Annotated in this window: 20 protein-coding genes; 13 read left to right on the top strand and 7 right to left on the bottom strand. The window is 55.5% G+C overall.

The genetic code is table 11. The annotated features are described in order from the left end of the window. Nucleotides 1–12: 12 nt before the first annotated feature. The 3 genes from ACTJKZ_RS18650 to ACTJKZ_RS18640 are packed head-to-tail and all read left to right on the top strand — an operon-like array spanning nucleotide 13 to nucleotide 3,826. Complete coding sequence (locus ACTJKZ_RS18650; RefSeq protein WP_161736562.1) at nucleotides 13–1,383, top strand: sucrose-specific PTS transporter subunit IIBC; 1,371 nt, start codon at nucleotides 13–15, stop codon at nucleotides 1,381–1,383. After that, nucleotides 1,383–2,792 carry a sucrose-6-phosphate hydrolase gene (locus ACTJKZ_RS18645; protein WP_222925681.1) on the top strand — a complete coding sequence of 470 codons (1,410 nt, stop codon included), beginning with the start codon at nucleotides 1,383–1,385 and terminating at the stop codon, nucleotides 2,790–2,792. The genes ACTJKZ_RS18650 and ACTJKZ_RS18645 overlap by 1 nt, the downstream gene beginning before the upstream one ends. 29 nt (nucleotides 2,793–2,821) lie before the next feature. Then, the gene (locus ACTJKZ_RS18640; protein WP_222925680.1) at nucleotides 2,822–3,826 is read left to right on the top strand and encodes a substrate-binding domain-containing protein; all 1,005 of its coding nucleotides are present in this window, start codon (nucleotides 2,822–2,824) and stop codon (nucleotides 3,824–3,826) included. A 28-nt stretch (nucleotides 3,827–3,854) separates the two neighbouring features. On the opposite strand, the gene ACTJKZ_RS18635 is transcribed toward ACTJKZ_RS18640, so the two are convergent. The 4 genes from ACTJKZ_RS18635 to ACTJKZ_RS18620 form a co-directional block, all read right to left on the bottom strand. Continuing rightward, complete coding sequence (locus tag ACTJKZ_RS18635; RefSeq protein WP_161736559.1) at nucleotides 3,855–5,045, bottom strand: cytochrome P450; 1,191 nt, start codon at nucleotides 5,043–5,045, stop codon at nucleotides 3,855–3,857. 22 nt (nucleotides 5,046–5,067) lie between these two features. Next, nucleotides 5,068–5,613: a chorismate mutase gene (locus ACTJKZ_RS18630; protein ID WP_161736558.1), complete on the bottom strand. Its 546-nt coding sequence runs from the start codon at nucleotides 5,611–5,613 to the stop codon at nucleotides 5,068–5,070. Between the two features lie 321 nt (nucleotides 5,614–5,934). Beyond that, the gene (locus ACTJKZ_RS18625) at nucleotides 5,935–7,101 is read right to left on the bottom strand and encodes a zinc-dependent alcohol dehydrogenase (protein ID WP_222925677.1); all 1,167 of its coding nucleotides are present in this window, start codon (nucleotides 7,099–7,101) and stop codon (nucleotides 5,935–5,937) included. After that, entirely contained in the window at nucleotides 7,102–7,635 is a 534-nt protein-coding gene (locus ACTJKZ_RS18620) for an SRPBCC family protein (RefSeq protein WP_253418556.1), read from the bottom strand. A gap of 215 nt (nucleotides 7,636–7,850) precedes the next feature. Here ACTJKZ_RS18620 and ACTJKZ_RS18615 point away from each other — a divergent pair, with 215 nt between their 5' ends. Beyond that, entirely contained in the window at nucleotides 7,851–8,096 is a 246-nt protein-coding gene (locus tag ACTJKZ_RS18615; RefSeq protein WP_161736555.1) for a hypothetical protein, read from the top strand. A 1-nt stretch (nucleotide 8,097) separates the two neighbouring features. Here the strand turns inward: ACTJKZ_RS18615 and ACTJKZ_RS18610 are convergent, their stop codons facing one another. Next, the gene (locus tag ACTJKZ_RS18610) at nucleotides 8,098–9,009 is read right to left on the bottom strand and encodes a GNAT family N-acetyltransferase (protein ID WP_161736554.1); all 912 of its coding nucleotides are present in this window, start codon (nucleotides 9,007–9,009) and stop codon (nucleotides 8,098–8,100) included. Nucleotides 9,010–9,485: 476 nt separating this feature from the next. On the opposite strand from ACTJKZ_RS18610, the gene ACTJKZ_RS18605 reads away from it, so the two are divergent. After that, entirely contained in the window at nucleotides 9,486–9,695 is a 210-nt protein-coding gene (locus ACTJKZ_RS18605) for a hypothetical protein (protein ID WP_061061018.1), read from the top strand. A gap of 396 nt (nucleotides 9,696–10,091) precedes the next feature. Further along, nucleotides 10,092–11,675 carry a sensor domain-containing diguanylate cyclase gene (locus ACTJKZ_RS18600; RefSeq protein ID WP_161736553.1) on the top strand — a complete coding sequence of 528 codons (1,584 nt, stop codon included), beginning with the start codon at nucleotides 10,092–10,094 and terminating at the stop codon, nucleotides 11,673–11,675. Between the two features lie 24 nt (nucleotides 11,676–11,699). Here the strand turns inward: ACTJKZ_RS18600 and ACTJKZ_RS18595 are convergent, their stop codons facing one another. Next, nucleotides 11,700–13,481 carry a GGDEF and EAL domain-containing protein gene (locus ACTJKZ_RS18595; RefSeq protein ID WP_222925675.1) on the bottom strand — a complete coding sequence of 594 codons (1,782 nt, stop codon included), beginning with the start codon at nucleotides 13,479–13,481 and terminating at the stop codon, nucleotides 11,700–11,702. A 347-nt stretch (nucleotides 13,482–13,828) separates the two neighbouring features. Here ACTJKZ_RS18595 and ACTJKZ_RS18590 point away from each other — a divergent pair, with 347 nt between their 5' ends. The 3 genes from ACTJKZ_RS18590 (at nucleotide 13,829) to ACTJKZ_RS18580 (ending at nucleotide 18,423) form a co-directional block, all read left to right on the top strand. Then, a complete protein-coding gene (locus tag ACTJKZ_RS18590; protein ID WP_161736629.1) occupies nucleotides 13,829–15,211 on the top strand; it encodes a methyl-accepting chemotaxis protein in 1,383 nt (460 codons plus the stop codon). A 415-nt stretch (nucleotides 15,212–15,626) separates the two neighbouring features. Next, the gene (locus ACTJKZ_RS18585; protein ID WP_161736630.1) at nucleotides 15,627–15,866 is read left to right on the top strand and encodes a transcriptional regulator; all 240 of its coding nucleotides are present in this window, start codon (nucleotides 15,627–15,629) and stop codon (nucleotides 15,864–15,866) included. Nucleotides 15,867–16,293: 427 nt separating this feature from the next. Beyond that, on the top strand, nucleotides 16,294–18,423 hold the full coding sequence (locus tag ACTJKZ_RS18580; RefSeq protein ID WP_222925673.1) for a putative bifunctional diguanylate cyclase/phosphodiesterase: 2,130 nt from the start codon (nucleotides 16,294–16,296) through the stop codon (nucleotides 18,421–18,423). Between the two features lie 59 nt (nucleotides 18,424–18,482). On the opposite strand, the gene ACTJKZ_RS18575 is transcribed toward ACTJKZ_RS18580, so the two are convergent. Next, nucleotides 18,483–19,061 carry a GNAT family N-acetyltransferase gene (locus tag ACTJKZ_RS18575; RefSeq protein ID WP_440829924.1) on the bottom strand — a complete coding sequence of 193 codons (579 nt, stop codon included), beginning with the start codon at nucleotides 19,059–19,061 and terminating at the stop codon, nucleotides 18,483–18,485. Between the two features lie 253 nt (nucleotides 19,062–19,314). Between ACTJKZ_RS18575 and ACTJKZ_RS18570 the strand changes: the two genes are divergently transcribed. The 4 genes from ACTJKZ_RS18570 to ACTJKZ_RS18555 all read left to right on the top strand — a co-directional run bounded on the left by ACTJKZ_RS18570 (nucleotide 19,315) and on the right by ACTJKZ_RS18555 (nucleotide 25,129). Continuing rightward, on the top strand, nucleotides 19,315–19,884 hold the full coding sequence (locus ACTJKZ_RS18570) for a pyridoxamine 5'-phosphate oxidase family protein (protein WP_161736633.1): 570 nt from the start codon (nucleotides 19,315–19,317) through the stop codon (nucleotides 19,882–19,884). A 276-nt stretch (nucleotides 19,885–20,160) separates the two neighbouring features. Beyond that, nucleotides 20,161–21,624: a YsnF/AvaK domain-containing protein gene (locus tag ACTJKZ_RS18565; RefSeq protein ID WP_440829923.1), complete on the top strand. Its 1,464-nt coding sequence runs from the start codon at nucleotides 20,161–20,163 to the stop codon at nucleotides 21,622–21,624. Between the two features lie 354 nt (nucleotides 21,625–21,978). Next, nucleotides 21,979–22,371, top strand: coding sequence for a helix-turn-helix domain-containing protein (locus ACTJKZ_RS18560; protein WP_222925669.1), 393 nt, complete (start codon nucleotides 21,979–21,981; stop codon nucleotides 22,369–22,371). A 220-nt stretch (nucleotides 22,372–22,591) separates the two neighbouring features. Continuing rightward, nucleotides 22,592–25,129, top strand: coding sequence for an excinuclease ABC subunit A (locus ACTJKZ_RS18555; RefSeq protein WP_440829922.1), 2,538 nt, complete (start codon nucleotides 22,592–22,594; stop codon nucleotides 25,127–25,129). Nucleotides 25,130–25,172 lie beyond the last annotated feature (43 nt).

Raw genomic sequence — 25,172 nt, 5'->3', positions numbered from 1 at the left:
AGTGAGGTATGTATGGACTATGTAAAAATATCGCGGGCCCTGCTGCCCCTGCTGGGTGGTAAAGAGAACATCGCCAGCGCGGCTCATTGCGCGACCCGACTGCGGCTGGTGCTGGCGGATGATGAGAAGGCGGACACCAAAGCGATTGGCCAGATTGAAGGCGTTAAAGGCTGCTTCCGCAACGCGGGACAGCTTCAGGTTATCTTCGGCACCGGCGTGGTGAATAAGGTCTACGCCGCTTTTATCGCCGAGGCGGGCATCAGCGAATCGAGCAAGTCAGAAGCTGCTGATATTGCCGCCCGCAAGCTCAATCCTTTCCAGCGCATCGCTCGCCTGCTGTCGAACATCTTTGTGCCGATCATTCCGGCGATCGTGGCGTCGGGTCTGCTGATGGGCCTGCTGGGGATGGTTAAAACCTACGGCTGGGTCAATCCGGAAAATGCGCTCTATATCATGCTGGATATGTGCAGCTCGGCGGCCTTTATTATCCTGCCGATCCTGATTGGTTTTACGGCGGCCCGCGAGTTTGGCGGTAACCCGTTTCTGGGTGCCACGCTGGGCGGTATTCTGACGCATCCGGCGCTAACCAACGCCTGGGGCGTCGCCGCCGGTTTCCACACCATGAACTTTTTCGGCATTGAAGTGGCGATGATTGGCTATCAGGGTACGGTATTCCCGGTACTGCTGGCGGTGTGGTTTATGAGCATGCTGGAAAAGCAGCTGCGTCGGGTGATCCCGGATGCGCTCGATCTGATCCTGACCCCGTTCCTGACGGTGATTATCTCCGGCTTTGTCGCGCTGCTGATTATCGGTCCGGCGGGCCGTATGCTGGGCGATGGTATCTCCTTTGTGCTCAGCACCCTGATTGCGCACGCCGGCTGGCTGGCAGGTCTGGTATTTGGCGGACTCTATTCGGTAATTGTCATCACCGGTGTCCATCACAGCTTCCATGCGATTGAGGCGGGACTGCTGGGCAATCCTTCGATTGGCGTGAACTTCCTGCTGCCCATCTGGGCGATGGCAAACGTCGCTCAGGGCGGGGCCTGTCTGGCGGTGTGGTTCAAAACCCGCGATGCGAAGATCAAGGCGATTTCGCTGCCCTCCGCGTTTTCAGCACTGCTGGGGATCACCGAGGCGGCTATTTTTGGTATCAACCTGCGGTTTATGAAACCCTTTATCGCGGGTCTGGTGGGCGGCGCGCTGGGCGGTGCCTGGGTGGTGTCGGTCCATGTTTATATGACGGCGGTCGGACTGACCGGCCTGCCGGGTATGGCGATTGTCAAAGCGGGTTCTCTGCTCAATTATGTCATCGGCGTTGCTATCGCGTTCACCACCGCGTTTGTAATCTCTTATCTGCTCAAATACAAAACGGACTCTGAATAATGGCCTCATCAACACGTCTTGCCGCCATTCTGCAGGCGGTGATGCAGGGTATGCCAAAGGCGCTCAGCGACAGCCACTATCCTGGCTGGCATCTGGCACCGGTTACCGGGCTGCTTAACGATCCCAACGGCTTCATCCATTTCGACGGTCACTATCATCTCTTCTACCAGTGGAACGCGCTGGGCTGTGCGCATCAGCATAAATGCTGGGGGCACTGGCGCTCAGCCGATCTGCTGAACTGGGAGCATCAGCCCATCGCGTTGATGCCGGATGAGGAGTATGACCGCAGTGGCTGCTACTCCGGCAGCGCAGTCGACGATAACGGCGTACTGACACTGGTCTACACCGGCAACGTAAAATTCGATGATGGTTCGCGCACGGCGTGGCAGTGCCTGGCACAGCAGAACAGCGCGGGCGGTTTTGACAAGCTTGGCCCGGTCATTGCCGTGCCGGAGGGTTATACAGGCCACGTTCGCGATCCTAAAGTGTGGCGTCATGACGATCGCTGGTACATGGTGCTGGCGGCACAGAATATGCAGCGGCAGGGCAGGGTGCTTCTGCTGCGTTCTGACACGCTGCGGGAGTGGCAGAATCTCGGCGAGATCGCGGGCAGTGAACTGGGCGGCCTGGATGCCGCGGGTTATATGTGGGAGTGCCCGGATATGTTCACGCTCGGCGACAGCACCTATCTGATCTGCTGTCCGCAGGGCGTTGCGCCCGAAGAGAAGCGTTATCTGAACAGTCACGCCTGTGCCTGGCTGAGTGGGGAGCTGGATTATCAGCAGCCTGCATATCAGCACGGCCCGCTGAACGAAATGGATGCCGGCTTTGAATTTTATGCTCCGCAAACCACGCTGACCGCTGATGGCCGACGTCTGCTGGTGGGCTGGATGGGGACGCCGGACGGTGAAGAGATGGCCCAGCCAACCGTGGCGCAGGGGTGGATCCACCAGATGACCTGTCTGCGCGAGCTGAGCTCACGTAACGGCCGGCTCTGTCAGCAGCCCATCGCGGAACTGCAGGCCTTGCGCGGGAACGAGCAGCACTATCAGGGCCGCGCCGATGATGCGCCGCCGATTGCCGCCCAGCGGCTTGAAATTGAGCTTGCGAGCCAGGGCGACATCGAACTCAATTTCGCCGATACCCTGATCCTGACCTGGCAACACAACGAACTGCGGCTTGCTCGTCGCAGCCTGGTGTCGGGTGAATGGATAACCCGCTACTGGACCGGTGCAGCGCGTCGATTGCAGATCCTGTGTGACCATTCGAGCGTTGAGATCTTCATCAACGACGGGGAAGGGGTGATGAGCAGCCGCTATTTTCCGGACCAGCCGGCGCTGCTGACCCTGCGCGGGCGCGCAGAACTGCAGGCCCGCTACTGGTCGTTACGTCGCTGCATGGTAGAATAAACCCTTGTTTCACTAACCGATGTCTTGCCGTGAGAAAAACAAAACGCGTTACCATCAGTGATATCGCCGGGCTGGCCGGGGTTTCAAAAGCCACTGCCAGCCTGGTGCTCAACGGCCGTGGCGAAGAGTTACGGGTCGCGAAGGAGACGCGAGAGCGGGTTCTGACGCTGGCCCGCGAACACCATTATCAGCCCAGTATCCATGCGCGGATGTTGCACGATGCCCGCAGTCATACGCTGGGGCTGGTGGTACCGGAGATCACTAACCACGGTTTCGCTGCCTTTTCTCATGCGCTGGAAAATCTCTGCCGCGCAGCGGGTCTGCAGCTGCTGATCTCCTGTACCGACGAAAATGCCGGTCAGGAGAGGGTCGTAGTCAACAATCTGGTGGCGCGTCAGGTCGACGGGCTGATTGTTGCCTCCAGTATGCTAACCGACAGCGACTATGTCAGTCTCAGCGAACAGCTGCCGGTGCTGCTGTTTGACCGCCACATGAACAACACGAAGCTGCCATGGGTCATCACCGATGCCGTGACGCCCACCGCTGAGCTGGTTGAAAAGCTGGCGCGCGCCTGTCCGGAGGAGATCTACTTTATGGGCGGACAGTCCGATCTTTCCCCGACCCAGGATCGTCTGGCGGGATTCAGAGAGGGGCTGGCGCGGGCGGGTGTGACGCTGCAGCCGGAGTGGATTATTCAGGGGAACTACCATCCCGGCAGCGGCTACGAGATGTTTGCCGCGCTATGTAAGCGACTGGGGCGTCCACCCAAAGCGATGTTCACTGCGGCCTGCGGCCTGCTGGAAGGGGTACTGCGCTACATGAGTGAGCACAACCTGCTGACCAGCGATATCCGCATCGCCAGTTTTGATGACCACTATCTCTATGATTCACTCTCGATTTCTGTCGACACTATAGAGCAGAATGTTCCGGCGCTCGCGCAGGCCTGTTTTTCTATGCTGACCACGATGATTGCCGGAAATGATCCAGCAGACAGCCAACTGGTGCTGCCCGCCACGCTGCGTCTGCGCGGTTAATCGCCGGGCGCAGCTGGCCCGGGCGGCTTTACCACTCGACCGGCAGTGCGCTGACACCGCGCAGGTTGGCTCTGTGGTTGCGGCGAACCCCGGCGGTTACCAGCCGCATGGCTGGCAGTCGGGTCAGCAGTACCTGTAACGCCACCTCCATTTCCGCCAGTGCCAGCCGGTAGCCCATGCAGTGATGTATCCCGCCACCGAATGCCAGGCAGCGTCCCTCATGCCGACGGATATTGACCCGCTCCGGCGAGGTAAAGACAAGCGGGTCGTGATTGGCTGCGCCCAGACTCAGAAAGAAGCGCGTTCCGGGCGGGATGAGCTGGCCTGCCACCTCAATCTCTTCCAGCGTCGTGCGGTAAAGCATCTGGACCGAACTGTCGTAGCGCAGACATTCCTGTATAGCATCGGGTATCAGCGCAAGATTCTGCTGCAGACATGCCAGTTCCTGCGGATGGTCATGCAAAGCCAGAATGGTATTACAGAGCATATTTGAGGTGGTCTCATGACCGGCAAGAAACAGAAGTATCACATTGGCGATGATCTCATCGTGACTTAGCCGGTCACCGTCGTTACCGCTACGCAGGAAAAGGGACACCAGATCACTGGCGCTGCTGTCACGGCGCGCGACGATCAGGGCGCTGAAGTAACTCTCCAGTACGGCAAACGCATCGGCGGCTTCAAGCAGATCTGTCTGGCTGATTTGCGGGTCGAAAACTTTGACCAGCACAGACGTAAGTCGACCCAGTTCAGGCGCATCCGACTCCGGGACTCCCAGCATCCTGCAGATAATGCGTACCGGTAGCGGAAAAGCGAATGCCTGGACTAAATCGCAGGTGCGAAGGCCTGCCAGTGCATCAACCAGATCATTGGCTATCGTCAGCGCCATCTCTCTGAGGGGATGAATCTCCCGGGCGCTGAACGCTTTCATGACCAGTGCTCTCAACCGGTTGTGGTCCGGCGGATTCAGCACCAGAAACATTCTGCCGATGCTCTGAAACAGCGGCATGTCGGCGGCGGCATCACCAAATCTTAACCTGACACTTTCTATATAATTCTTACCGACCCGCCGATCGTTCAGCAGGGCATCCACCACCGCGTGACTGCCGCTGATGATGATCTTATCCCCGGCTGGAATAAGCGGGCCCTGCCGATGGAGTTTCCGATAAAGCGGTAAGGGATTGTCAGCGTAGTCGGGGTTCATGAGTTCATGAAGCTGCATAGCTTACTCCAGGGCTTGAGGATTAATGCGAGCGCTGAATGCGGGCGAGAGAAGCGAAAAGGTTGTTTTTATCACTTTCGCTGAGGTGGGGGGCCGTGAGCTGTGACATCAGAAACACGTTGTCCTCCTGCGAGAAGCTACCGGTCATCAGGCGCTGGCTGATCGCAGCCAGGAGCTGGGTATCCAGCCGTTCAATCTGCTGCCGGGTCCCGGCCAGATCGGTGACGGATACGTCACTCTCCGGTGTTGAGAGCCAGTCAGCCCGATAGCGATACTGAATCGCTTTGCTGGCGTTCATCAGAGCCTGGACAAAAGGTTCAACCGATTGAGGTTCAAGTCCTGCCTGCTGCGCGTTATGCAGCATATTTTCCAGAACAACCTGCTCACGAGGCAGATCCTCAACAGGTAAATGATGCTGCGCCTTATAACCCGCCACAGCCTTCATGACCTGCATGCGTTCATTCAATGCGGTGGAAAGCGCGTCGAGTGATACGGAAGAAACCGAACCTGCGAAAACGTTGCTGCACATGAACAGTGAAGAGAGAAAAACCGCCACATATTGCGTCATTGGCCTGCTCCATAAATGAAAACTGGCACTAATTTACGCATGAAAAAATAACTTAGTGTGATTATTTTGTTTTCAAAATGTGAACAGGCAGAAGTGTCCGCATGGCGTTTGCAGGGATATGATTCAGATGTGTTTTTTTCACTTCACGTTCATAAAAAATTCATATCTGCATGGCGTTATGGTGGGTTAATTCAGATTCAGCCTGGCCGTGACAGGCTCTTATCATCTGTCTTTCAGCGTCCGAAAATAAGTGGGATTTTTGCCAGGGTTCAGGAAAGGTCTCGCCGGGCGGCAGCGCCGCCCGAATCGGTTTATGTGTTTTCAGGGTACGAACACGGCACGAACGCAGCCATCTTCTTTGTGTTTAAACATCTCATAGCCTCGCGGGGCCTCTTCCAGTGGAAAACGATGTGTCGCCATAAAAGCCGGATTAAGTTCATTTCTGGCAACATGCTCCAGCAGGCGATGCATGTAGCGTTGCCCGTGCTGCTGGGCGGTACGAATAGTCAGGTTTTTATTAATCATCAGCCCCAGCGGAAACTTATCCATCACGCCATACACCCCCAGAATCGCGATGTTGCCGCCTTTACGGCAGGCATATAACGCCTGGCGCAAGGCTGCACCGACATCCGTTTCCAGATGCAGCATCTGTTTGGTCTTGTCATAGACCTGACTTAATCCTTCACCGCGGGCTTCCATGCCGACAGCATCAATACAGCTGTCCGGGCCGCGCCCGCCGGTTAATTCCAGCAGCGCTTCGTTGATATCGACCTCGGTGTAATCCAGCGTGATGCTGCCTGCGAAGTCGCGTGCCATGGCCAGCCGTTCAGGATAGCGATCGATACCAATGACCTGATGCGCACCCATCAGCCAGGCGCTTTGCTGTGCCATCAGTCCGACACCGCCACAGCCCCAGACCACTACGGTGTCACCCGGATGAATATTACAGAAGTCGGCACCCATATACCCGGTCGGCGTCGCATCGGAGAGGAACAGCGCCTGCTCATCGGTTACGCCTTCGGGCACGACGAAGCAATCATTGTCGGCAAAGGGCACGCGAACATACTCTGCATGTGAACCCGCATAACCGCCAAACGCGTGGCTGTAGGCGTAAATGCCGCCCGTGGCATGACCCAGCACCGTTTCGCCTTTCTCCCACTGCGGATGCGTATTGTCACAGCAGGAGGGCAACTGATGCTGGCAATACCAGCAGGAGCCACAGGAGATAAAAGAGGGCACCACTACCCGATCGCCGCGCCGGATATTTTTTACCGCACGGCCAACTTCAACGACCTCGCCCATGAATTCATGACCCAGGATATCGCCCTCCCGCATACTCGGGATCAGGCCGTCAATGACGTGCAGATCGGAGCCGCAGGTGGTGGTGAGCCTGACGCGAATAATGGCATCATGAGGATTGAGCAGACCCGGGTCGGCCACGGTTTCAACGCTTAAATCGTTGACGCCATTCCAGCAGAGTGCGCGCATTTATTTCTCCTTATCCTGACGTCCGCCATGATGACCCGCAGGCTGCCCGTGCAGGGTAGGAATCTCACCGGTTTCAGCCAGACTTTTAAAGCGATGTAACGCTTTGCTGGCCACCTCTTTTGGCAGCAGATCAAATAACGTTGTTACCTTTTTTCCCAGTGCGCCACCCGGCGGCGTGAACTGCAGAGTCAGAGCCAGCTCGGTGCCCCATTCCCCCGGCGCCGGGCGCAGTCGCAGTTCACCTTCGTTAGGAATGTCTGCATCCTCAAGCGAGCGCCAGGCAATAACTTCGCCTGGCTGCGCTTCAACAATGCGGGAATCCCAGCGGTAGTGCTTACCCAGTGGGCCCTCAATCTGCCAGTGTGCATCGCTTTTATTGACCGGTGTCACGCTGGCAAAGTGGCTCATAATGCGGGGCAGAGTATCGGGCTCAAGCCACAGGTTAAAAAGCTCGGTAGCGGGCAGGCCTACAGTAATCCAGCGCCGTAGCGTGAGGGTATTATCACTGGCGGTAATCAGAGATGTTGATGTCAAAATGTCCTCCGATAGTTCTCTCAGTGGAACAAAATCACTGATTTTGAGTTAAGAACAGCTGGCGGAATTTTGCGAGCGAAGCCGCGCCCTGCAGGGCTATAAAGCTTCTGCGATGCATGCCGGGTTATGCGAACAGAGAGGCGTCATGCCTGTCGGATAGTCGGTAGAATACGTGCCGCCAGTTTGGTCATTTTTAGCAGCAAAAAGAGGCAGATATGTCTGTAACTGAAACGTCAGCCAGGGGTGAAAATGTCGCGGAACTCGTCGGCCCCCTGGAAAAACAGGCGGCGAACCGTGCGGATGTCAACTGGCACGACGGTCTGCAAAGCAGAACCAGAATCGCACTGGAAAAAAGTAATCATGTGGTTGAGGCAAAACGGATCGGCGCAGAAGAGAGCCTGAACCTGAAGCTGCGTGTTTACAGCATTCAGCATAAATTGATTGAGCTGGCGCTGGGGTGATTTAAATGGCCCGCTGGTCCGCCCGTAAATCTGCTGGGGTAAAAAAGTGATATTTCAGCACGCAGCGCCGTCCGGCATTTTGCGCGCTTCGCAGAGAAGGCGTATTGCCGGGCAGAATGGTGCCGGTCAGCATCGCATGCTGACCACAGTAATGGTGAAGCTGCTGCAGCAGACGCTGTTGAGCGCGTGCAGCGAGTCCACGACCCTGATACACCGGCAGAATCACCTCATCCATGATCTGAAATCCCTCAATAAAAGCCAGTCGTCGCGGCACACAAATCATCAGCCCAGCCACCATGCCCTGCCAGAGGATCAGAAAAACATGCCCTCCGGCAATATCGTCCCGTAATTCCTGCCTGCTGGTGGCCATCAGCTGATCCCGCAGATGCGGAAGCGTGTGCCAGCTGGCACGATAAGCGCGGTTAATGGCGGAGCTACAGAGGGGATAATCTTTCCGGCAGGCCGTAATCAGCGAAATCTCTTCGTCGTCAGACGCGGAGTGTGAGCCTGGAACGCTAAGGTAAATCAGCTGATCGGTTATACCAATATCAGGATTGGTGGCAGGTAACAGAATACGCATCTTCAGCGGCTTGATCGTTTGCCACTCACGCATGATGGCGGCTGCGGCTGCGTAATCCAGTGCGCCATCACGGGCCACGATCTCAATAAAAGGCTGAGCGGGGTCGCCGCCGAGATAGCGCGGGCCGGTGAGAAAACGCTGGCCGTTAATCGTCAGTTCGCGCTGCAAAAATGTGTGCTGGGGCAGGCCGGTTTCACGCCAGGGGAAGGCGGCGGAGAAGTGATGATCGTGGCACAGGGCCTGCTGCTGAGTCAGCCAGCTGGCAAGCCAGTCGCTGAGACATTCAGATGAGACAGGCACAGTGCGGTAGAGCGATAACATATAATTCAGCATAAGATTCCTTATTGCCCGCCGTCAGTAATCTCCTGCCTCTCTGCGTACACTACAGAACCGTGCCGATAAGGCTGCTGAGAGTGTAAACGATACGTTCGCTTTATGACCATCACCATCGCATCGTTCAGCAGGAATATTTAACGTTTCATAACGGTTCCGGACCTGCCGCACACACGTTCTCATGCCGGAAATGGAGTCAGATAAACGTCATCCTCCTGTGCGCTTATTATTGCCGCCGGCTGTGCTGATTTAAAAAACAAAGAGTATTTCCCCGATTTTTGGCATGTTACGCAAACATGGTCAAATTAATTGATGTAATGGGGCTAAGTTGCCCAAAAATTAAATGAAAAATAAAAATATTCATTTTTTACGTAAATATGACGGAATCAGATAATCGGCGGCCGGTAAATGGATTATGCTAAACAGGCTGTTCAATAATTATAAGATTTACGATCTTTTTAACTCCCGGGGGTTATATGGTCCATATTGATTTATGTACCAAAGAGGGTGTGATGAAGGCTTATGCTTTCCAGACGCCCATGCAGGCGATGAACCTGCTGGATAAAATTAAAGATGATGAATTCCAATGGTTTAATCTGGAGTGGGAAGGGTGTCGCTTTACCTGCCCGCATCAGTTTATTAAAAGACTCAGCAGCCGTTCTTATATTAAGTCGTTCTGGCGTTAATCCGACCGCAATGATTAAGCCTGTGCCTGACTGCGTATTCATAACGCAGATTTAATTTAACTCTTTCCGAGCATTTCATTCACCATATTAAACGGGGCAGATTCTGCCCCGTTATTTTTCGTGCCTGCAGTACCTCACGCTGGCGCTCAGCAATAATAATGCACCTCACCTGAGACGGTCGCAGGTTAAACAGTTTCATTATTACTGCTTAATTATTTTAGGCTGCTGTTTATCAGTGCCTGAGAAATGCTCAACAAGGCCTTATGCAAGTGCGTACGGATTTGTCCTACACCCGGCAATGCATCGTGATCCACTGTAAATCCTCTTCTTTTCTTCCCTTGACGTTAAGCATCAACTGTTACACTCAGGTGATACTTCATCCGGATCCCGACTGCAATGCCCCATAAAAAAATGCGCCTTCGTTCGCTGCTGACTTTACTTTCCATTGGGGGCGTCATTCTGACCTCCGGTCTGTTGCTGAGTGCGCTGCTACTGTTTCAGAAGGCCAATATTGAAGACAGTCTGCTAGAAGGAAACATTGCCTATGCCCGTAAACTGGCCGATACCACCGATCGTTACCTGACGACAGCGCAACGGGAATTGGCCTGGAGTGCATCGCAGATCAAGAGCCTTAGCGATCTGAAGCAGCTAAAAGCAGAAACTGAGCGCCTGCGCATGCAGTCAGGCTTCTTCAACTCGGTGGTAGTGGTTAACCATGATGCCATCATTGCGGCAACCTCACCGGATAGCCTGAATCTGACAGGCATGAAACTTCACTCAGCAGCCAGTCTGCAGGCTATTACGACCCGTAAGCCCTTTATCTCCGCGCCCTTTACCTCTGCCGCCGGAAACTATGTGGTGTTTTTATCTCAGCCGCTGTTCAGCGAAGAGGGGGGCTATCTGGGTTATATCGGCGGCACCATTTATCTAAAAAAACAGAGCATGCTGAGCGAAATCCTGAGCCAGCATTTTTATACCAAAGGATCGACGGTCAGCGTGGTCAGCAATGAGGGGCTGATTATTTTCAGTCATGACCCGACGCTTGTCGGAACAAAGATGCTGCTGAGTCTGGCCCTGCAGAAGCGCCTGTCCACCACGGAAAGTGGACATTTTACCCTGGAAAATGGAGGGCAAAGCTATCTGACCGGCTATGGCACGCTGCAGAAAACCGGCTGGAACGTATTTATTACTGGCACCTCTGAAACGGTCAGGCATATTCTGCTGCGCACGGCGGAAAGCGCCATTTGGTTCGTTCTGGGCATTATTCTCCTGACGGCCAGCGTCATCGCGTTTATGGCGGGTCGGATCGCTTCGCCACTGGAAAAGCTGGCGGACAGAGTGCGGGATGGCGGCAGCGAAGCACAGGCGGAGTCACTCGCTACTGTCAAAACCTGGTATTACGAGGCTGACCGGCTCAAAGAAGCGGTGCAGGAGCATCGCCATGCCGTGGCAGGCCATCTGGCTGCGCTTAACGATGAGGCGATGACCGATCCGCTGACCGGGCTTTGCAACCGTCGCGGATTTTCGGCGCTGGCGGCGCAGGCAGACAGTGAGCATGAACAGTGTGTCATCGCAATTGATATTGACCATTTCAAGAAGATCAATGACTGGTATGGGCATGACGCGGGCGATGCGGTTCTGGTGAATCTGGCGGCGTTGCTGCGTCAGGCCTGCCGCACCGGCGATATCGTCAGCCGGTTTGGTGGCGAGGAATTTATACTGCTGCTGCCACACACGACGCTGGCCGATGCTGCCCGTACCGCGGAACGCATCCGCGAGACGGTCTGCGCCACCACCTTCCCGTTCGCCGGGGCGATGACCATATCAGCAGGCGTGGCTTCACGGGATGACCAGAGTCGCGATCGCGAGGCGCTGCTGCGCCGGGCGGATGAAGCGCTTTACGAAGCAAAAGCGGCCGGCCGCAATACGGTGATCATTGCCGGGCCGGACGGATTCAGTACGCCTGAGTCTGCCAGATAAGATTGCGGGGCAGGGAAGTCAGGATCAGCACTTACTGCGTAATCGCCAGCCAAGCCACTCATCCAGCGCCGCTTCCGGTAGCGGCCTGGAGTAGAAAAATCCCTGGGCCTGGTCGCAGCCGAACTCAGTCAGCGCCGTAACGGTTTCCGCATTCTCCACGCCTTCGGCCAGCACCATGTAATCAAGGTCTTTGAGCATTGCAATAATACTGCGGGCAATAACACGCGATGCAGTGTCAGACGAAATTTCGCTGATCAGTGAGCGGTCCAGCTTGATCACATCCAGCGGCATGCGCCGCAGATAACTGATGTTACTGTAGCCGGTACCGAAGTCATCCAGTGAAATACCAAATCCCCGTAGCTTCAGCATCTCAAGCCCCTGCATCGCGGTCGGGCTTTCCAGAATCCGTTCCGTTTCCAGACACTCAATGCCCAGCAGCGAAACCGGCAGCTTCGCTCTTAGCATCTGTTCTTCCAGTTCGTCAGCAAAACCGTCACGGGAAAAATCGCTGCTGCTGACGTTAATGGTGATGGGCAGCTGAATATAGCTGTCGCGAAGACGGGCAAGGCGGGCGATGGCGTGCTCTATGACCCAGGCGGTCAGTTCGGTAAGCAGTTGGGTTTGCCTGGCAACGGGCAAAAACTGCGCAGGCGAAAGTTCGCCGCGCTGGGGATGCTGCCAGCGGATCAGCGCTTCCAGTCCTATCGGCTTACCGCTGTGAAGGCAGATTTTCGGCTGCCAGGCGAGCCATAACCCTTTATCTTCGCGAATGGCAGTGGCCAGGTCATGCATCAGGGTGAAATCCTGGGTATGGCGCGTATCCGTGGCTTCACTGAACGGCATTGAGGCAACGTTGCGGGTAATGGCTTCGTGCAACGCGCTGACTGCCCGCCGCAGGATCTCCTGGGCAGGCAATTCACCCGTGTTGAAACTTGCCTCACCGGTATGGGTCATCAGCGCAACCGACAGCCCATCACCAAGATCGGCGCTGATCCCGGCCAGCTTATTGGCCACCCAGCTGGCAGTGAGTCTGCTCTCCTGCCGTGTCAGCAGGGCAAAGCGTCCGGTTGCTACGGTGTAAAGCATTTCTCCTGGGGCAGGGCGCAGACGCAGCGGCAGCAGTGTCGCCACATCCTTCAGCAGGCTCTCAACCGGCCCCATGCCCATTGAGCGTGCCAGTTCGTAGGCACGCGGCATATCGATACAGTCAATCAGCACCAGCCGCCGTGGCGTGGTGTCTCCGGAGGTCGCAAGGAACTGCAGGTCGCGGATCAGACGCTGACGATTGGGCAGGCCAGTTACCGGGTCGGCAAAGCCAGCCGAGTACCAGGCGTCAAGAAAGGACATCACCAGCGCTGCGAGCATTTTCAGCATTGTTACCTGATCGTCACTGAAGCGATGAGGTGCCGTGTCGGTAACGCAGAGCGTACCCAGAATCAGACCGGTACTGCTTTTAAGCGGCACGCCAGCATAGAAACGGATAAAAGGCGCGCCGGTAATCAGCTTATGGTCAGCAAAGCGGCTATCAAGCAGGGTATCAGGCACCACCACGGTGCTGTCACTGTCCACGGCGTGCCGACAGAGCGAGTCCTGTCGCGTGGAATGAGTGAGTGTGAAATTGTGCGCCGCTTTGACGTGCTGCATCTCATCATCCAGAACGGAGATAAAGCTGCCGGGAATACCAATGGCCTGGCTGGCCAGTCGGACGAACTGTCGCAACACATCGTCACGACTCTCGTCGTTACTGCGCAGCGCGTGCAGGGTTCGCGTACGGCAATCGTCGCCGCCGCTAAGGCTCATGAGCATGAATTCCTCCGCACCGTCTGGTTACGGAGCGAAATTAAACAGAAAAATTGAAGGTTATAGCGTCATGACTACAGACTATTTATGTAAAAAGAAAGAGCCATGACGATTTATTTTTTATTACACCGCCTGCCAGACCTGAACAGAATAGCAAATCACTTTTCTTTAACGAAATATTTTAAGAATGACGATTCTATTATTTTGTCGTTAAAAACTTTTAATTTACGAAATATCCTGCCAGGATAGTAAGAACAAACATAGCGTGCTATATAATAACGCATTAAAGTAGATGACATAACTTATTTTTGTTTAATTTTAACTACACCAATGACAACATCGGGGAAAACCTCATGAACTCACTCAGGCATTTCACTATTCGCCGCGTTGTGCTGTGGATAATGATCGTCTCACTGGGCGTGGTCGCGCTGGCAGGTGGCTACAGCAGTCAGATCGTGCGGGACATCTTTCGTCAGACCGATCGCTCAGCCGTGCTGACGCAGCAGCTAAGTTTTCTGACGCACAGCGCTCTTGTCATGCAGGGCGGAACAGGCGCAGATAAAAATGGCCTGATCGCCTTAACGCCGGCCAGTGCTGACTGGGATAGCTTTCGCGCAGCACTTACGACCTCACCCTCAGAGTATGCAACGGTTACCCGCGCGAAGCTGGATAGCGTGACGCAGCAGCTGGCACAAAATCAGGCTCTTCTTAACGCTGACCGGCGTCAGCTCGAGCGCGTACTGCTGGCGGCACTGCTGGCAGCATTCGCGTTGCTGCTGTTCTGCGACCGCTATCTGGTCGTCCATCTGGTGCGTCCGGTCGGTAAAATCCGCGGTCATTTAAAAATTATTGCCGGAGGTGATCTGACGCGTGAGCCGGAAGATCTGGGTCGCAACTGCGTCGGGCAACTGGTGCCGTTGGTGAAAGAGATGCAGCACAGTCTGTTGCAGACGGTCAGCGCTATTCACGACAACGCAGCCATTCTTCATCGTGAGGCTGGCGACATCGCGGCGGGTAACGCCGATCTCTCCGACCGGACCTCCACTCAGGCCGCTGCGCTGGAACAGACCGCCGCCAGCATGGAAGAGATCACGGTTACCGTGCGTCACAATGCACAGAATGCCCGTGAAGCGCGTGAACTGGCTGCCAGTACCACGGATACGACCCATCAGGGCGTGGAGCTGGTTCAGCGGGTGACGGCAGCCATCACCAGCATCGCACAGGGATCAGAGAAAATCCGGGAGTTCACCACCACCATTAATGGCATCGCATTTCAGACCAATATTCTGGCGCTCAACGCCGCCGTAGAGGCCGCCCGTGCGGGCGAGCAGGGCCGTGGTTTTGCGGTGGTTGCCAGTGAGGTACGTTCACTGGCACAGCGAAGTGCTGCAGCCGCGAAGGAGATCGAAGAGCTGATAGCTGATACCGAGGCACGCGTGGATGATGGCCGACGCGCAGCAGAGAGTGCAGGAACGACTATGGAAGCCGTGCTGCGCGGTGTCGGTGGCGTCAATGAACTGATTGGACAGATTGCGCTGGCTTCGGATGAGCAGAGCAAAGGAATTGCCCAGGTCACCGTGGCGGTGGCTGAACTTGACCGCGTAACGCAGCAGAATGCAACGCTGGTCCAGCAGGTTTCGGCAACAGCAGGCAGCCTCAGTGGACAGACTGAAACGCTGGGCAGCGTCATTACCCGCTTCACCCTGCCGCTTCATGCTGTCGGAGTGGCAAACTGACGCGTTATACCGATGAAAAACAATAGGCTGTGCGGATGCCGGTCAGGCATAGCCTGATGGGCCATTTTATTCATCCGGAGATAACGGCTCTGTAAAATAAAATAGCCGTTAATATTCACTCTTTTTTTATCGCTGAATGAAACGGTCATTTTTAAAGACGGTGGTGAATGTTAACCACGGGCTGAGCATTATCACTATTCAGAACAGCGATGATTATTTTTAGTGCGCAATAATTATCCGGTTCACGAAATAAATTTAATTACAGTTTATACCTGTGGTTTTACCTGAGCTTTACGCTTTCCTGACGATTACGGATTGCCGCGCATTTAAAGCTTAACTCAAATTTATGTGTTGGCCACAGGTGAATTCGGTTGTCTGGCCATCTCACCGGGGCACCGTATGCGGAGCGTTTCATATGGGAAATCAGATTTTACAGCGGCCTGTTGCCGTTCAGCATAACGTACGTGAGCTGCGTCTTGCGGCCGGTCTTTCGCAGGAGATTGCAGCTGAACGCTTCGACCTTAGCCAGCGAGTCTGGCAGACCAAAGAAGCATCCAAAAATCCTGCCCTGCTCAGCCAGGGAGAATATGAACTGCTGATGCTGCTGGCAGGAGAGCATCCGCACTTCGAACTGGTTCCAAAGCTTAAAAAGTAAGGCGTTCTGCCGCTATTTTCCGCTGAAGTTAACGTATTTCAGGCCGATATAAAGAGCTAAGCGAAGCGCATTATTTCGCGCGTCTTATCTGCTCTGGCAGGATTGTTCTGGCATGGTCCGTTATTAACCATCGTACCGTCACGATCTCACTGCCTGGCATAACGTATTAACCGGCATCCCGCTGTCTGCGATGCCGGCTTTATCGGGCTCATGGCGGCGGGCTTTTGCTGCAGAGTTCACTGACGGGCCTTTCTTCCGGCAGCGGGTCGGCAGCCAGTTCTGCGCGTCCTGTCTGATTGAACGTGTCCTCTTCATGCTGCGTCATGCCGGCCACAGCAGATAACATCAGAGGGGATTTACGCTGAAACGTCCAGTTTATCATGATGCCGAGGCGGCTCGCCTTGATGCACTTAAGCAGTATCATCTGATGGATTCACCGCCGAGCGATGCGCTGGATCGCCTTACCACGCTTGCCGCGCGACTGTTCCGCGTACCGGTTGCGTTTGTATCGCTTATTGATGAGAAGCGACAGTTTTTCGCTTCACGGTACGGTTTGAATATTTCCGGTACATCGCGCAACGTCGCCTTCTGCCACCATACGCTGGCGCAGGGCGATATCCTCTGCGTGCCCGATACGCTGAAAGATCCCCGCTTCCGCGACAGTCCGCTGGTTCATGGCTACCCCTTTATCCGCTTTTATGCCGGGATCCCGCTCTCAACGCCGGATGGTCATCATATTGGCACCGTCTGCCTGACCGACACGCATCCGCGCGATCTGCTGACTTCAGAAGATCGGAAGCATCTGGCCGATATAGCTGCGCTGGTGATGGATCGCATGGAGATGCATCGTCTGGAGTTACTGCGCTACACCAGTCAGCAGCGGCTTCAGGCAATCTCATCCACCTCACCCGACGCCATTGTCTGTACGGACCTGCGGCGCGGCATCACCTTCTGGAATCCGGCAGCCACTGCTCTCTTCGGCTACAGCGCAGAGGAGATGAGAGGTCAGTATGTCAGCGAGCTGATCCCGGCGCGCTGCCAGACTGACTACCGTAACGAGCTGGCCCGGATTACCTCAGACGAAGCGGCTATCTCTCATCCTCGTTCGTTGCAGATATGGGGCGTCACGCGTGACGGCCGTGAATTCCCGGCAGAAGTCTCTTTTTCGGGCTGGCGTGAAGAGGGCGAGCGGCTGGTGGGCATGATCATCCGTGACGTCACGGCCCGCTATGAAAGTGAGGCGCGTCTCTGTGAGCTGGCTTCTCTGGATATGCTGACGCGACTCGCCAGCCGTAGCGCGTTCATGGATCAGGTTGGGCAACTGACCAAAGCGGGCGTTCCCTACACCTTACTGATGACCGATCTTGATGGTTTCAAAGAGGTGAACGATACGCTGGGACATGCAGCAGGCGATGCGCTGCTGTGTCACGTTGCCGAGCAGATTCGTGCGGTGTGTACCGGTGCCGTGACGGCTGCGCGGCTGGGCGGCGATGAATTTGTGATCCTGCTGGCGGGCGGCAGCGCTGAGGCGGCGATTACGGCGGAAAAACTGATTGCGGCCGTACAGACGCCGTTCCGCTATCACGACTCGCCGGTTGTGGTCGGTGCCAGCACCGGTATCGCTTCCTACCCGGATCACGGTCGCGATCCCTCTGCGGTGATGTCCGCCGCTGATCTGGCACTCTACCGTGCCAAAGCCTCAGGCAAAGGCTGCAGTATCCTGTTTATGCCCGAGTTTCGTGAAGCGGAGCAGCAGCGTCGCCGTTTCGAGCGCGAACTGGAAACGGCGGTGCGGCAGCAGCAGTTCACACTTTACTATCAGCCCCGCTTCGACGTTGAGAGTGGAAAGCTGGTGGGTTGCGAGACGCTGGTACGCTGGCAACACCCGACACGTGGGCTGCTGTTGCCTGCCGACTTTATCGGCATGCTGGTTAAAAGCCCGCTTTCCGTAACGCTGGGGGAATGGATCATCCGCAGTGCCCTGGCACAGGTCCGGCAGTGGCAGGTGCGATCCCCCGAGCTTCGCGTCAGCATCAATCTTTTTCCGCGTCAGCTGACAGGGAACAGCCTGGAAACCGTTATACGCGAGAGTGCCGACGGCGATGCGGGTTTTGTTGAGCTGGAAGTGGATGAGCCTCTGCTGGCTGTACTGGTGCAGGATATGCCGGTTCAGGTTGAAGCGGTGCGCCGGACCGGTGCCTCATTTATCATTGATCATTATGGACGCACGCTGGGGGCCATTAATTTGCTGCGCCACAGCTTTGTGGCAGGTTTCAAAATCGACAAGTCGCTGACGCACGAGCTCAACTCCAGCATGCGGGTGCGAATGATGTTCCGATCTATCACCGCACTCGGCAAAAGTCTGGGTATTCGGGTGGCTGCTGAAGGGGTTGAAGACAAAGAGCAGATCGCCTTTGTCACGTCAGCCGGATGTCACATTATGCAGGGCAATGGCCTGTGCCGGCCACTGACACCGGCGGACTTTGAAGCGATGCTGTACGGCGAGGAGCATTCTGTGCCCGCTGTTGCCAGCGGTTACGATGTCACATTACCCTGAACCCTCTGACCCTGGCAGTCGAAGAAAGGGGACGATCGACGCCCGTCTGTCTGTCCGGATCAGCGAACGGGCCGGTACGCCTGTTTCAGTAATCCGAAAATCCAGTCATCCTGCCACTGACCATTGAGGAAGAAATTCTGCCGCAGAGTGCCTTCCTGAATAAAGCCTGCGGAGAGCAGCGTGCGGCGAGAGGCGACATTGCCAGCCGTCACCGTTGCGGTCATTTTGCGGTAACCCTGTTGCTCAAAGCAGAAGGCGATAATGGCATGCAGCGACTCGCTGCCGTAGCCTTTGCCCTGTGCCTCCGTGGCCAGAATAAATCCGGACTCCGCAACACCTCCTCCACGATCGATAAATCCGCAGAAGCCAGCAGGAAGACCCGTCGTTTTTTCCTCAATGACCAGGCAAAGCCAGTGTGTGCAGCCTTTGTACCAGGCTGGCAGGCGTACGTCGAATGACAGGGTTCGGATCTCTTCAGCACTGCGCGGATCGCTGATGTACTTCATCACCGATCTGTCCTGACTGAGCGCAAGATAAAAGGGCCAGTCTTCCTGTTTCAGTGGCCGATAGGTCAGGCGTGGCGAGGTGACATCAATGGGCATTTCTGGCCGAACTTCAGCGGACTTTTCAGCAGACATAGTGTCATTCCCTGCGGACAAGACGGTAAGGTGATGGCGCAAAGATAGCACGGAGCGGCAGACTGATGGCACGCGCGTTCGCGACTTTGCAAGGCGTTTCGCAATCCCGCGGCTGTCTCACCCTGCGCGATATTACCCGGCGACTCGCGGATCATATTTTCCTGTCAGAGCGGAGCGGGCAGGCCATCTGCTCACATCATTGCTACGCTTTTAGCCAGATGGCTGACATTGTCCCTGATGAGAGTAATTTCCAATGGATCTGAAAACTTTTGAAATAGCCTGCTGGGCAGCACTGACAGAGGCTGCCGCCGATCCGCAGGCTGGATTTCGTTATCTGACGCTCGCTACCGTGGATGCTGCACAACGGCCTCAGGCACGTACTGTGGTACTGCGCGAGTGCCATGATGTACGCCGGACGCTGACCTTTTATACCGATGTGCGTAGTCCAAAGTGGCAGGAGATGGCGGCGAATCCCCAGGTTACCGTATTGGGATATTGCCATGAGCGCCGCCTCCAGCTACGGCTGGTGGGACAGGCTGAGTGTTACGCAGCGGGAAGTGCAGTTGCCCGTAACGCCTGGCGTACGTTACCGCAGCACACGCGCCAGACGTATATCGCCGGGCCGCCGGGAGAAGCGCTGGCCCCCGCTCACGAGACACCTGTCGCGACGGCAGCGGAAACTGGCGAATCGCGTTTTGGCGTAATGATTGTGCAGGTCAACATGCTGGATGCGTATCAGCTTCAGCGCAATGAAAATCAGCGCGCACTGTTTCACTATCCTGCCCATGGCGAACGGCAGGAAAGCGGATGGATCAACCCCTGAGGTGAGGCACGCCAGGCGTGCTCACTGCCTGACCCCTTCTCTTTGGCTTACCTGAAAACAGAGATTTCACTGCAATTGACCCTGAGATCCTCTTTTTATCTGCCGCATCGCTTATCCGATTTTAGCGCCATGTTATCTTCATATCGCGGCATATTTCTGCTTTTTACTTTCCTTTGTCATTGTTTGTGCCAGGCTTTAACTAACCGAAAAGCAGTCACTTATGCTCAAGGTCAGGGAAAGTACAAATGATCGCTCTGTATCACAGGCAGGTTAACCATGAATAATCAACCTCCTGAAAAACCAGGATCAGAGAGTAGCGAACAGGTCTTAAGTCTGGCGGAGGAAACCGTTGAGGTCTCGAAACAGCGGGTCATCGACGGTCATGTCAGAGTCACCCGCCAGGTGACTGAACATCAGCAGAAAATTGCGCTGATGCTCCGGCAACAGACGGCGGACGTTCAACGCATTCCTAAATCGGAGCGGCTGACTGAGATGCCGGCGATCCGTGAAGAAAATGGCGTCCTGATTATTCCGATTGTCGAGGAAGAGGTCGAGATCGTCCGTCATCTGGTGCTGAAAGAGGAGTGGCACATTCGCAAAGTCGTCAGCGAGGTGGAGATAGAACAGATTGTCTCCCTGCGCCGGCAGCAGGCTCATCTGACCCGAATACCCTATTCAGAGCCATCCGAATCCATCACCGAGGAACACAACATGGCGCGTGAAACAATTGTAACAATGTTCAGCAATATCTCACTGGCAGAAGGTGCAAAGCGTAACCTGATTAAGGCCGGGTTCCTGGATGATGACATTGATATCATCTCCGGTGAGCGGCTGCGCACTGAAGGTCATGAAGCCCGTCATCCGGGCTTCTGGCAGCGCCTGTTTGGCAACACGCTGGAAGAGGATCAGGCTGAAGTCTATGAAGATGCGATGCGTACCGGCGGTGTAGTGCTGTCGCTGCGGGCCGATGAAGATGAGTTACCTCGTGCCCTGGGCATCCTTGATGCCCATGAAGTGCTTACCGAGCGCAGTGCCGCACGGCCTGATGACTATGCGACTGATGATGGCCTGACAGCGCCCGCCAGTGGAACGCTTCAGGATAAGGGTGCCATCGATCCGCTCCATACCGATCCTGCCCAGCGCAGCGCGGCGCGTACAGCCCTGACCGGTGATGAGAGTGACGAGGATGTGCTGCGTCTGGCCGAAGAGCGACTGGAAGTAGGTAAACGACTGGTTAGCGAAGGTTCAACCCGCGTGCGCCGCTACACTGTCACCGATCAGGTCTCAGAAAATGTCTCGCTGCATGAGCAGCACGCCGCAATATTCCGTCGTCCGGTGAATGAATCAGGATCACCTACTCATGTTGACTGGTCTGAAAAAACGATTGAAGTGGAAGAGACGCATGAGCAGCCCGTGATTAATAAGACCGCGGAGATCATTGAAGAGGTGGTGTTACGTAAAGAGACAAGCGATCGGGTTGAAACCATTAACGATTCGGTACGCCGTCAGGAAGTGGATATTGACCATGCCAGTACAGATCCTCTCGGCGCAGACCGGCTGACCGGGAATCGTACTGTGGCCGATCCGTTACTTGAAAGCACGCGTCAGGCGCGCGCTGACGACAGCCGTCCGGTAACGCCAGGCAGCGAACCTGCGCATAAAGAGGGTTTCGCGGAAAAAGCCGGTGATAAAATCGCCGAAGCAAAAGAGAAGGTCGAAGATAAGTTTAAAAAACCGTAATGCTGTCGCGGTGATATTCATCTTTCAGGTCTGAAAAAACCCGTCGCTGACGGGTTTTTTTTACGTGTAGAGTAATTTTGAATTAAATCTCCGGCGCGGGATCGCCTTTCAGTCTTTTCGGCCCGAAATGACCATTATGTGTGCCTGCCTGCCAGCGAAACGTTCACAACCGGCGCTGAACACCTGGACGCGATTTTTGTGCTCATGTGCTTGGTTTCTGCTGAGCGTGCAATGATACAGCCATCATCTTAAGATAAAACGACGTACGGTTTACAGGTTTCAGGCGGTCTACATAAAGTTTGCAGGAACGCATGCTGAATACGGCAGGGTAAACGCAAATACGGTAAAAATGTGATGACTTATAAAATCAAACCGATTCACAGTGAAGCAGATTATGAAGCCGGTCTGGCCGCCGTATCTCTCCTGTTCGACAATGAGCCAGAACAGGGAAGTGAAGCCGGTGACTTTCTGGAAGTTTTGATCCTGCTTATCGAAAAATATGAGCAGGAACATTATCCGATTGAGGCACCTGATCCAGTGGAGGCGATTAAATTCCGCATGGAGCAGATGGGGCTAACAGCGAAAAACCTGGTGTCGGCAATTGGACGCATGAACCGCGTCTATGAGGTACTGAATCATAAGCGTGCGCTGACGCTGCCGATGATCCGGAACCTGCATAAAATGTTCAATATTCCGCTCGCATCACTCGCAGGCGCAGCTCAATCCGACAGGATGAGCGTCCGGTAACTAAAGCCCGCCCTGCGCGGGCTTTTTTATGTGCTGTTCTTTTTTACAGCCCTGAATCAGTCGCCCCCGCGTTGTGCTGTCTGAAATCCCTGACTACCCTTGCTGGTGTTTCTGGCTCGTAACGGGCCGGATAGCCCGAAAGCCGGGTCAGCCTCTGCAATTTTCAGTTATTAACGGCAGGTTGTCGTTAATCTGCCGTGCATCATCAAACAGGGACACCATGACAGAACAAGACAACGCCCATACTTATCGCGCTGACGAGCACATTGATCCTTATGTCTCAGTACAGGGTGCAAGAACACACAATCTCAAGGATGTGTCGCTGCGGTTTCCCCGGAATGCCATGGTGGTGTTTACCGGGGTTTCAGGCTCCGGAAAATCCTCACTCGCCTTTGACACGCTTTATGCAGAAGCCCAGCGCCGGTTTATCGAGTCGATTTCACCCCATGCCCGTCGCCTGATCGATCAGGCCGCTGCGCCAGATGTAGATAACATTGACGGACTTCCGCCCGCGGTGGCGCTTCAGCAAAGCCGGGCTGGCGCGCAGGAGCGTTCAACGGTGGGCAGCCTGACCCGTATTTCCGTCACGCTGCGTCTGCTGTTTTCTCGTGCGGGCACAAGGCCTGACGGTGTGCCGTTTATGACCGCCGATTATTTCTCGCCTAACAATCCTGAGGGTGCCTGTCCACATTGCCAGGGGCTGGGAAGAGTGCACACCGTTAAAACCGAGTCGATGGTGCCGGATAGCTCACTGAGTATCCGCCAGGGGGCTATCGCGTCATGGCCCCGAGGCTGGCATAACAAAAACCTGCGCAGCATCCTTGAGACGCTCGGCTACGATGTCGATGCACCCTGGAATACGCTTTCAGCCCGCGACCAGCAGTGGATACTGCTGACTGACGAACAGCCATCGGTGCCGATTTTTGTCGGTCTGAATGCTGAACAGCGTGAAAACGCGCTGGCGGCGGGCGAAGAGCCCGCTTATACCGGCACGTACACCAGCGCAGCAAAAATCGTATTGCAGAGCTATTCCAATGGCAGCGAGACGACGAAAAAACGGCTGGCGCGCTTTGTCACGGTCACACCCTGTTCAGCGTGTCACGGCAAAAGGTTAAACCGGAACGCGCTATCCGTGACCTTTGCCGGTTATGACATTGCCAGCCTGAGTGAGCTGTCGGTATCTGAACTTGCTGAACGGCTGAGGCCTTATGCAGACGGTTCATCATCAGATCTGCCTGCCGAGGCGGCACTGCGGGAAGCCGTTATCCGGATGGCGTCAGATATCTGCATGCGGCTTAAACAGCTTGAGACGCTGGGTCTGGGGCATCTGGCACCGGGACGCCGCACCACGCTGCTCTCATCCGGCGAGTTGCAGCGCGTACGTCTGGCCACCCAGCTGATATCGCGGCTGTTTGGTGTGCTTTACGTGCTGGATGAGCCGTCTGCTGGTCTGCATCCCGATGATGTCAAAGCGCTGCTCGCATCCCTGAAGAACCTGGTACGTGCAGGTAACTCGCTGGTGGTCGTCGAGCATAATATTGATCTCATTGCCGAGGCGGACTGGCTCATCGAAGTCGGTCCCGGCCCGGGTACGCATGGCGGTGAGATTGTTTATAACGGTGAACCGGCAGGCCTCAAAGACGTCAACGCTTCACCCACCTCTGGCTATCTCTTCTCCCGCAGCTATACCGGACTGCGCCAGCGCCGGCCCGCGGAGAGTTGGCTCAGGCTTGAGCAGATCCATTGCAACAATATTACCGGCGTGGATATCGCTATCCCGCTGGCGAGAATGACGGCGGTTACCGGTGTTTCCGGCTCCGGCAAATCGACGCTGCTGAATCGCGTGCTTCCGGAAATGCTCGGACGTTTTGATAAAACATCTGACAGTGAAGAGGGTGAGGAAGAGGACCTGGTCCCGGACGTTAAGGGGCTGGTTGTCAGCGGAAATGACGCCATTGGCCGTCTGGTCAGAATCGATCAGCGTCCTATCGGGCGGACGCCACGCTCCAATCTGGCCACCTACACCGGCTTTTTCGATATCGTCCGCAGGCTGTTTGCAGAAACCCCCGAGGCGAAAGCCAGAGGTTTCAGCGCCAGCCGGTTTTCCTTCAATCTGCCCGCGGGTCGCTGTCCTGCATGCGAGGGACAGGGACAGATTTCGATTGAGCTGCTCTTTATGCCCAGCGCCACCGCAACCTGCTCGGTCTGTGCGGGACGCCGTTACAACCCCGAAACGCTGGAGGCGAAGTGGAACGACCTGACCATAGCGGATGTGCTTGATCTCACCGTAGACGACGCCACCAGGGTGTTTGACGGGTATGACGGGATCCAGCGTTCACTGTCGGCTCTGCGATCTCTGGGGCTGGGATACCTGACACTGGGTCAGCCCGCCACGGAACTCTCTGGCGGTGAGTGTCAGCGCATCAAGCTCGCCTGGGAGCTGCAGCGTGTCCAGCGGACAGTTACGCTCTATCTGCTTGATGAACCGTCTACAGGTTTGCATCCCTCTGACATGGATAAGTTGCTGATTGTGCTGGATGAACTGGTGACGCGCGGCCACACCGTCGTGATGGCGGAACACACCATGCGCATCGTGGCTGAAGCGGACTGGGTGATTGATCTGGGCCCTGGTTCCGGTCTTAAAGGCGGAAGGATTGTTTCATGCGGTACGCCGGAAACGGTCAGCACATCGGCTGAGAGTCTGACTGCGCCCTGGCTTTCCGCACAGCTGAAAAAGAGGACAGGCGATCCGGCGTAACTGGATTGCACTGAATGACGCCGCCGCTGAAACGGCTGCACTA

The organism is Pantoea sp. 22096 (assembly GCF_052045955.1).
In the GTDB taxonomy this organism is placed as follows: domain Bacteria; phylum Pseudomonadota; class Gammaproteobacteria; order Enterobacterales; family Enterobacteriaceae; genus Pantoea; species Pantoea alfalfae.
This window is presented reverse-complemented; position numbering and strand designations above follow the sequence as displayed.

Excerpts from the sequence above, each read along its gene's own strand:
- ACTJKZ_RS18605 (WP_061061018.1), top strand. The coding sequence starts at position 9,486 with ATGGTCCATATTGATTTATGTACCAAAGAGGGTGTGATGAAGGCTTAT.
- ACTJKZ_RS18625 (WP_222925677.1), bottom strand. The coding sequence starts at position 7,101 with ATGCGCGCACTCTGCTGGAATGGCGTCAACGATTTAAGCGTTGAAACC.
- ACTJKZ_RS18615 (WP_161736555.1), top strand. The coding sequence starts at position 7,851 with ATGTCTGTAACTGAAACGTCAGCCAGGGGTGAAAATGTCGCGGAACTC.
- ACTJKZ_RS18580 (WP_222925673.1), top strand. The coding sequence starts at position 16,294 with ATGGATTCACCGCCGAGCGATGCGCTGGATCGCCTTACCACGCTTGCC.
- ACTJKZ_RS18590 (WP_161736629.1), top strand. The coding sequence starts at position 13,829 with ATGAACTCACTCAGGCATTTCACTATTCGCCGCGTTGTGCTGTGGATA.
- ACTJKZ_RS18610 (WP_161736554.1), bottom strand. The coding sequence starts at position 9,009 with ATGCTGAATTATATGTTATCGCTCTACCGCACTGTGCCTGTCTCATCT.
- ACTJKZ_RS18565 (WP_440829923.1), top strand. The coding sequence starts at position 20,161 with ATGAATAATCAACCTCCTGAAAAACCAGGATCAGAGAGTAGCGAACAG.
- ACTJKZ_RS18630 (WP_161736558.1), bottom strand. The coding sequence starts at position 5,613 with ATGACGCAATATGTGGCGGTTTTTCTCTCTTCACTGTTCATGTGCAGC.
- ACTJKZ_RS18595 (WP_222925675.1), bottom strand. The coding sequence starts at position 13,481 with ATGCTCATGAGCCTTAGCGGCGGCGACGATTGCCGTACGCGAACCCTG.
- ACTJKZ_RS18575 (WP_440829924.1), bottom strand. The coding sequence starts at position 19,061 with ATGTCTGCTGAAAAGTCCGCTGAAGTTCGGCCAGAAATGCCCATTGAT.
- ACTJKZ_RS18560 (WP_222925669.1), top strand. The coding sequence starts at position 21,979 with ATGACTTATAAAATCAAACCGATTCACAGTGAAGCAGATTATGAAGCC.
- ACTJKZ_RS18635 (WP_161736559.1), bottom strand. The coding sequence starts at position 5,045 with ATGCAGCTTCATGAACTCATGAACCCCGACTACGCTGACAATCCCTTA.
- ACTJKZ_RS18600 (WP_161736553.1), top strand. The coding sequence starts at position 10,092 with ATGCCCCATAAAAAAATGCGCCTTCGTTCGCTGCTGACTTTACTTTCC.
- ACTJKZ_RS18585 (WP_161736630.1), top strand. The coding sequence starts at position 15,627 with ATGGGAAATCAGATTTTACAGCGGCCTGTTGCCGTTCAGCATAACGTA.
- ACTJKZ_RS18645 (WP_222925681.1), top strand. The coding sequence starts at position 1,383 with ATGGCCTCATCAACACGTCTTGCCGCCATTCTGCAGGCGGTGATGCAG.
- ACTJKZ_RS18650 (WP_161736562.1), top strand. The coding sequence starts at position 13 with ATGGACTATGTAAAAATATCGCGGGCCCTGCTGCCCCTGCTGGGTGGT.
- ACTJKZ_RS18555 (WP_440829922.1), top strand. The coding sequence starts at position 22,592 with ATGACAGAACAAGACAACGCCCATACTTATCGCGCTGACGAGCACATT.
- ACTJKZ_RS18570 (WP_161736633.1), top strand. The coding sequence starts at position 19,315 with ATGGATCTGAAAACTTTTGAAATAGCCTGCTGGGCAGCACTGACAGAG.